The following is a 6,955-nucleotide window of genomic DNA, read 5'->3' as shown; positions in this document are numbered from 1 at the left end:
CTCCGATCTGCACTTCGGTCACGAGCTGGTGCTGAAAAAATACCCGAATTTTAGAAAAGGCGCGAATGTAGCCGAGATGGATGAAAATCTCATCGCTGCTTGGAATGCGCTCGTTACGCCCGAGGATCTCGTCTATAATCTCGGCGACGTCTCCTTTCACAAGGATTTTGCGCACACTTGCGAGTTACTTCGCAGACTAAACGGGCGACATTTTTTGGTGCTCGGTAACCACGACGGGCGCATCGCTGCGATGAAAAACGAGCTGTTAAGCCAGCACAAGGCGGACGGTAATTTTATGTTTGAGCAGATCGTGGGCTACGCCTTTGTGCGCCTATCGCATAAGAGAGCGGCTCTGTCTCACTACCCGATGATCGAGTGGGCAAACTGCCATTATGGCGCGCTGATGCTCTACGGTCACCTGCACGCAGATATGGCCGAAGTTTCGGGCAGGGCGCTAAACGTGGGCTTTGATCTGCACGGCAAAATTTTAAGCGAAGACGAGGTATGGTCGTATCTGAAAGATATCCCGCCCAAGGCCCATCACGCAAGCGAGCTAGAGGGCATTAGCGAGAACGACGATGTGGAGCAAAGGCGGGCTTTGATAGAAAATTTTTTACGCAAAATTAATCGGGATTCGTGAAAAAGACAAAATTTACGGCGCAAGACGGGCTCTTTGCGGCAAAAAAGCTTAAATTTAAAAGCAAGTCGTTTAAATACGGATGATTTTATCTAGTCAAAATTTCATTATGTAACGCGAGATAAATTTAACAAAACGCAACCGCGAACGAGTAACCAAATCGTATCAAGCAAACGCAATACTGCAAAGATAAAATTTTCAAATTCTGCCTAGGTGCCAGAGCGAAAAATTTGATCTAGCGGGCTTCCAGCATCGCGATTTTGTTGATGTAATCGGCGAAATTTAGATTTATCAGATTTGTTTTGATGAAGATGCGCGTGAAAATCACATAACCGATCTCGTTACTAAGCGTGCCGTCGGAGTAGATGAAAACATTAGTGAGAAACTCGCTATTTTCGGATTTATAGAAGGTCTCGATCTGAAAATTTAAAAGCTCGTAAAATAGCTCGTCAGTATCGCTCATCGCCGCCTGCATCTCCTCATCGATGCGCATTATGTCGGCGTAGAGCACGCGCTCTTGGTTGGCGACGACAAAACACGCGCGGTTATTAAATTTCAGCGCGAACATCGCCATGTTTTCAAAATCGCTTTGATTTTTTAGCAAGAAGTATAAAATTTTAAATAAACTAGCGTGCGAGCTAAATTCTATTCCAAAAGTCTCATCCGCCGCCTGTGCACTTGCGCGAGGAAATTCCACGATGAAGCTATCATCGACTTTTTGATAAATGCTATTTTCTTTAATCATATAATCTTCGTTAAAATGCACTCTTTGATTTTCGTCGTCTATCAGCACGCAAGAGATTAAATTTTTATCACTCAGATCCGCAAAGCCCGCCAGCGAGGTAGCCAGATCGTTTTCTTGCGCGATGGGAAAACGATCGGATTTCTCATCCAAAATTCTTTTGCCAAAGCCCAATTTTCTATAAAAAAACTGGCATGCGTCGGCACTTTTAGCGACGCCGAGGAATGATTTTGCTTTAAATAGTGCCATTTTTTCTCCTAAAATTGCAATTATACCGAAACACTATTATTTCAAACTAAAATTTAGCGTCCTGCTCGGCGCTTGCAAAAAGCAGTTGCCTGATCGCATCTTTGCCCGCATCGAGGCTAAGCCCGGTTAAATTTAGCGGCGCGCTGAGGCTGTAATTTATACGCGAAAAAGGCTTTGGCAAGACCATCTGGTCCCAGCTGCGAAATTTCCAAAAACTGCTTGCTTCATAATTTAGCGCGTAAATGTCTAAGTTTAGCCGCTGCGCAAGGATCACGGCACCGTCGGCGACGCTGTGAAGCGGACCGCGCGGACCGTCGGGAGTGATGATGACGTCGGTGCCATTTTTTATCTCTTTGATCGCACCCATAAGGGCTCGCGCGCCGCCCTTAAAGCTACTGCCGCGGATCGCGCCGATACCGAAATGCGAGATAACGCGCGTAATTATCTCGCCGTCTTTGTGATCCGAGATGATGACCCTGGCACGCCTCTTGCTGCCGAAATCCCGCAGCCACCAGCGCCTATACGCAAAGCTCATCATCGCTAATCTTCCATGCCAAAACACAACGACGCAGGGCTTTTCTGGCAGCTTCGTGGGGGTAAATTTAACCCTGCACGTTAAAAAAATACACCAAATCAGGATAAAAATGAGATATTCGGCGATGCGGAAAAACAGCCGCTTTTTAAGCGATAACTTTTCCATAAAGCGCCATTCTGGCGGTCTTTTCGACACGCACTCTGCGCGTTTTGCCTAGTAGCTCCTCGCCGCCTTGCGCGCAGATTAAAAAATTTGAAAAGCTTCTACCGCACGCAGTGCCGCTCTCTCGCAGCTCCTCGAAATACACGTCGAAAATTTTATCTTTTTGCGCTCCTGCGATCTCGTCTAAAATTTTAGCGTGAGCGCTTTGTAGCCTGCTTAGCCTTTCGCTTGAAATTTCATCATCCAGCGGCTTTAAATTTGCTGCCGGCGTGAGCGGTCGCGGGCTAAATTTAAAGGAAAAAATCTGCTCAAATCTCACCGCCTTTAATACTTCCATCGTCTCGGCAAAATCCTCCTCGCTCTCGCTCGGATAGCCCACGATGATGTCGGTGCTAATCGCCACGCCCGGACAGCTTTGGCGCAGTTTAAGCGCGCGATCCAGATACCACTGCTTGGTATATCCGCGCTTCATATCGCGCAAAACCTTGCTGGAGCCGCTTTGCAAGGGCATATGCATCGATTTGCAAATTTTAGGATTATTGCAAAAAACGTCTAGAAATTTATCGTCCATATGCAGCGGATGCGGGCTAGTAAAGCGGATGCGCTCGATGCCCTCTATCTCGCTAAGCCGCATGAGCAGGTCGCTGAAGTCGATTTTTTCGTGCGCGCTAGAAAAGCGCTTGCCGTAATTATTGACGTTTTGGCCGAGCAAAAATATCTCTTTGGCGCCGCGAGCTGCGGATCTCTCGGCCTCGCGCAAGATAATTTGAGCTGGGATTGAAATTTCATCGCCTCTAGTCTGCGGCACGATGCAGTAGGAGCACTTTTTGTCGCAGCCGATCATTATGTTTATGAAGGATTTATATGGCGAGCTCGCAAAATCGCCGAAGGCAAACTCGCTCTCGTCGTAATTTATGTCTGTGCTGATAAATTTAGGCGTACGTACGGCTTGCGAAATTTTAGATACGTTTCTAGCGCCGAGCACGAAATCCACAAAAGGCGCGCGCTTAAAAATCTCTCCGCCCAGATGACTTGCGGTGCAGCCGCAAACGCCGATTTTGGAGCCCTTTTTTCTAGCTTTATCAAAAGCTCCGATCTCGCTGAAGAGCTTATGCACGGGCTTTTCGCGCACGGAGCATGTGTTTATTAAGATCAGATCCGCAATATTTACGTCGTCGGTAATCTCGTAATCTTGCTCTTTTAGCTGCGCGATAATATGCTCACTATCGCGCACGTTCATCGCGCAACCTAGGGTCTGGATGAAGAGGAGTTTACTCAAAGGATATGCACCTCGTACATATACTCATTTTCGTTCAGCCCGTATCGCACTATGCGCTGATACACGCTAAAACCCTTAGTGTCGAAAAAATCCACCAAAGCGGCTAAATCTTTTTGAGAATTTTCTCTATCCAGATAAAATATTTTTTGTCCGCTCTTTTCTACTTGGGCTTGCAAATCCTCGATCTTAACGCTTTTTGGCTTAGAGGCAAGCTCCGTTCTGGCAAGTTTTAGCTGCATGATCTATCCTTTCATTTATCTTTTTAAACCCGCGAGTTTAGCGAAATTTAGATAATAATTCGTTTAAATAAAAATAAAGTCAAAATTCCATATAATACCGCACTTCAAAATTTAAAATCCAAATTTAGTAGCACGAAATCAAATCTTAAGGAAAATTTATGGAAAAAATCACCGACATCATCGAGTCGATTGCAAATGAAAAGGGGCTTGAGCCCGCGGACGTCAAAGAGCGCGTCAAAACGGCGTTCATCCAGACCGCAAAAAGACTTTTCGGCGAGGAGTATCTCTACGACAGCGAAGTCGATCCGCAAACCAAGCGCGTCAAGCTTTACCAAAAGGTTCACGTCGTAGCAGACGATGATGAGCGGCTCGGCGATCACAACTTCATCGCGCTGAGCGAAGCCAAAAAAATAGGCGAAAACGCAGAGATCGGCGATGAGCTAAGCTACGAAATAAATATCGAAAACCTCGGTCGCACGGCTTCCGGCGTGCTGGCTAGAGAGCTAAATTTTCACATCCAAAGGTTGCTTGAAGAGAAAATTTTTGAAAACTATAAAAGCAAGGTAGGCACCCTCACCCACGGCACGGTCACCAAGATCGATCACGACGGCACGACCTACGTAGAGATCGAAGATACGAAGGCTTTCATGCCGCAAAAAAATCGCATCAAGGGTGAAAATTTCAAAGTGGGCGACGTGCTGCAAGCCGTCATCAAAAACGTAGCCATCGACAAATCTCACGGCATCAGGCTGGAGCTTTCGCGCACCAGCCCGAAATTCCTAGAAGCCCTGCTCGCCGCCGAAGTCCCTGAGATCAAAGACGGCAGCGTCATCATCCAAGCCTGCGCTAGGATTCCAGGCAGGCGCGCCAAGATCGCACTTAGCGCCGTCTCGCCAAATGTCGATCCGGTAGGCGCCACCGTCGGCAAAGGAGGCGCGCGAATCGATGCGGTGAGTAGATTTTTAAGCAAAAATTTGCAAGACGGAAGCGGCGGAGAGAGTATCGACGCGTTTGAATACTCCGCAAGTCCCGAAATTTTGATCACTCGCGCGATGGCGCCCGCGATCGTAAACTCGGTCAAAATAACGCAGGACGGCAAGGCGATCGTCTATGTAAACCCCGATCAAAAAAGCAAAGCGATCGGCAAAAACGGTCTAAATATCCGCCTCGCCTCGATGCTGTGCGGCTGCGAGATCGAGCTTATCGAAACCGGCTCAGCGAGCGAGAAAAAGGTCTCCAAGGAAGAAGGTCTTAAAAATCTCGAAGCGCTTTTCGGCGAGCTGTAGAGGCGAAGCGCACTTTGCTTTTTGAAATTTTGTAAGTTACGCTTTTTATAAAATTCTATTCTTTTGGGATTTTACGAATTGTAAATTTCGTGTTTTGAAAATTCTGCAGCAAGGCGGAATTTTGTTTTGCGTGTAGAATGTGTAGAATCTGAAGCGAGCGGTAATTTTGCGAATTCGGTAGCTAGCGAAATTTGTAAATTTGACGCTCTGCGGAATTCTAATATAAAATTTTATCGAGCGCGGAATTTTAAAATTTAGCGTCAAAACAAATTTTGACCAAAAATTTACGGCGCAGAATTTTAAGATCAAATTTTATTCATGCGCGGATTTGAATTGACGCGATATTTTAAATTTACACGGCGCGCAAAATTCTGCTCCAAGTTAGGTCGCGCCTACCGCTCGTATAAAATTTCAACGCCGCCGTAATGCCAAAACGCTTTCGGCGCGAGGTATTCGCCGCCTAGGACAGCTAGGTTGAGTTCGAAATACTGCGGCGAAAATTCCGTTATTTTTGAAATTTCCTGCTCAAGCAGCGTCGTGCAGTAGAGGTTCGCCTCGCCGCGAGGTCTTAACGTAAAACTCTCGCCGACGCGCCTAAGTAAAGAAGCGGCGAGGCGCGCCTTTTGTTCTTCGCTTAAAAATTTCATCCGCACCGCACCGAAGTCTCGCGCATGCGCCAAGAACTCGCGCATCGAAACGGTCGCGACGCCGTCTTGCTCGCCCTCGCCCGTTACCGCGTGCACTACCAAAAGCGGGCGCTCGCGCACGATCATGCCTACGTGCGAGTATTTAAAATCCGTCGCAGTCGCGATTATGCGGCTGTCGGTGACGTCGCCCATGCGAAAGACGAGATCGCCCGTGCGTAGGTTTGATAAAATTTCATCCGGTACCCGTAGCGGCTCTTTTGCGGCAGATGCGCGCGTGAGCATCCAAATCTCGCCAAGCCCGCCTAGGGCAAAGATCAGGCAGACGAGAAGCTTTTTGGCTAAAGCGCAACCTTCCATTTGCCGTCTTTTTTGACGAGTTTAACGCTCTCGGTGCGGTTCGTGCCGTTTTTAAAAGACACGACGACTTTCACGAGCGCCGATTTCTCGTCGCTATTTTGCAGCTCGCCCGAGACGCTCTTTAGCCCGTCACGCTTGGAGGCTTCCTCCTTGCCGGCACCCGCCATTTGCATCAGTTTGCCGTTTATCATCTGCATAGAGCCGTCGTCCGATCTGTCCTTATCGGGTATGTCGATGATATCAACCAAAGTATTGGAGTCGCCCTCGTATAGGGCTCTGACGAAGTCCTCGGCCACGCCTTTCGGGTCGCTGCCGCAGCCCGCTAAAACAAATATCGCAATTAGCGCGAGTAGAAATTTTTTCATAAACTCTCCTCGTAGAAATTTTGAGATTTTATATACAAACGATAAATATTTTTTAAATTCAGATCTTTCTGCTCGGGGGAATTTATATCGCGTTTGGATTTGCGAAAGGCGCATTCGGTCGTGCTTTTGCTGAATTAAAATAGAATTTTTCATTCAAAGAAAAGCTCATCTTGCCTCGGTAAAATTTTATCTTGCCGAAGCGAAATTTTATCGCGGCTTCTGCGCACCGTGTCTTGCGGCACACCGCTCAAACGGCACCCAAACTCATTCGGTAGCGCGTGAGGCGAGCTTTGCTTGTCGGAACTGAAATTTAGCCGTATTTCGCGGCTAAAATTTTAAAATTTAAATGTCGCCTCCGCCGGATCGATCGCTTGCGATTTTGTTTTTTGGCACTGTGCGCGAAATTATAAGAAAATTTTATCCGAATAGAGCTATAATCTAGTAATTTTTCTAAAGG

8 protein-coding genes are annotated in these 6,955 nt (G+C 47.2%); 2 read left to right on the top strand and 6 right to left on the bottom strand.

The window, feature by feature from the left end; translation table 11 throughout:
* The coding region (locus Q0256_RS01565) for a metallophosphoesterase (RefSeq protein WP_297959490.1) at positions 1-640 on the top strand (640 nt) is incomplete at its 5' end.
* A 232-nt stretch (positions 641-872) separates the two neighbouring features.
* On the opposite strand, the gene Q0256_RS01560 is transcribed toward Q0256_RS01565, so the two are convergent.
* The 4 genes from Q0256_RS01560 to Q0256_RS01545 are packed head-to-tail and all read right to left on the bottom strand — an operon-like array spanning position 873 to position 3,843.
* Entirely contained in the window at positions 873-1,628 is a 756-nt protein-coding gene (locus tag Q0256_RS01560) for a hypothetical protein (protein WP_297959488.1), read from the bottom strand.
* Between the two features lie 46 nt (positions 1,629-1,674).
* A complete protein-coding gene (locus Q0256_RS01555; RefSeq protein WP_297959486.1) occupies positions 1,675-2,328 on the bottom strand; it encodes a lysophospholipid acyltransferase family protein in 654 nt (217 codons plus the stop codon).
* Entirely contained in the window at positions 2,309-3,604 is a 1,296-nt protein-coding gene (gene miaB / locus Q0256_RS01550; protein WP_297959484.1) for a tRNA (N6-isopentenyl adenosine(37)-C2)-methylthiotransferase MiaB, read from the bottom strand. Before miaB ends, Q0256_RS01555 begins: the two co-directional genes overlap by 20 nt.
* A complete protein-coding gene (locus tag Q0256_RS01545) occupies positions 3,601-3,843 on the bottom strand; it encodes an HP0268 family nuclease (protein ID WP_005870077.1) in 243 nt (80 codons plus the stop codon). Before Q0256_RS01545 ends, miaB begins: the two co-directional genes overlap by 4 nt.
* A 158-nt stretch (positions 3,844-4,001) precedes the next feature.
* On the opposite strand from Q0256_RS01545, the gene nusA reads away from it, so the two are divergent.
* Entirely contained in the window at positions 4,002-5,129 is a 1,128-nt protein-coding gene (gene nusA, locus Q0256_RS01540) for a transcription termination factor NusA (protein ID WP_291935561.1), read from the top strand.
* 392 nt (positions 5,130-5,521) lie between these two features.
* Here the strand turns inward: nusA and Q0256_RS01535 are convergent, their stop codons facing one another.
* Positions 5,522-6,133, bottom strand: a complete 612-nt coding sequence (locus tag Q0256_RS01535) for a YiiX/YebB-like N1pC/P60 family cysteine hydrolase (RefSeq protein WP_297959481.1) — start codon at positions 6,131-6,133, stop codon at positions 5,522-5,524.
* Entirely contained in the window at positions 6,115-6,498 is a 384-nt protein-coding gene (locus Q0256_RS01530) for a DUF4878 domain-containing protein (RefSeq protein WP_297959479.1), read from the bottom strand. The genes Q0256_RS01535 and Q0256_RS01530 overlap by 19 nt, the downstream gene beginning before the upstream one ends.
* Positions 6,499-6,955: the final 457 nt, after the last annotated feature.

It is taken from the genome of uncultured Campylobacter sp., assembly GCF_937949835.1.
In the GTDB taxonomy this organism is placed as follows: Bacteria; Campylobacterota; Campylobacteria; order Campylobacterales; family Campylobacteraceae; genus Campylobacter_B.
Note: the sequence above shows the minus strand (reverse complement) of the source record. Positions and strands in the feature narration are given on the sequence as shown.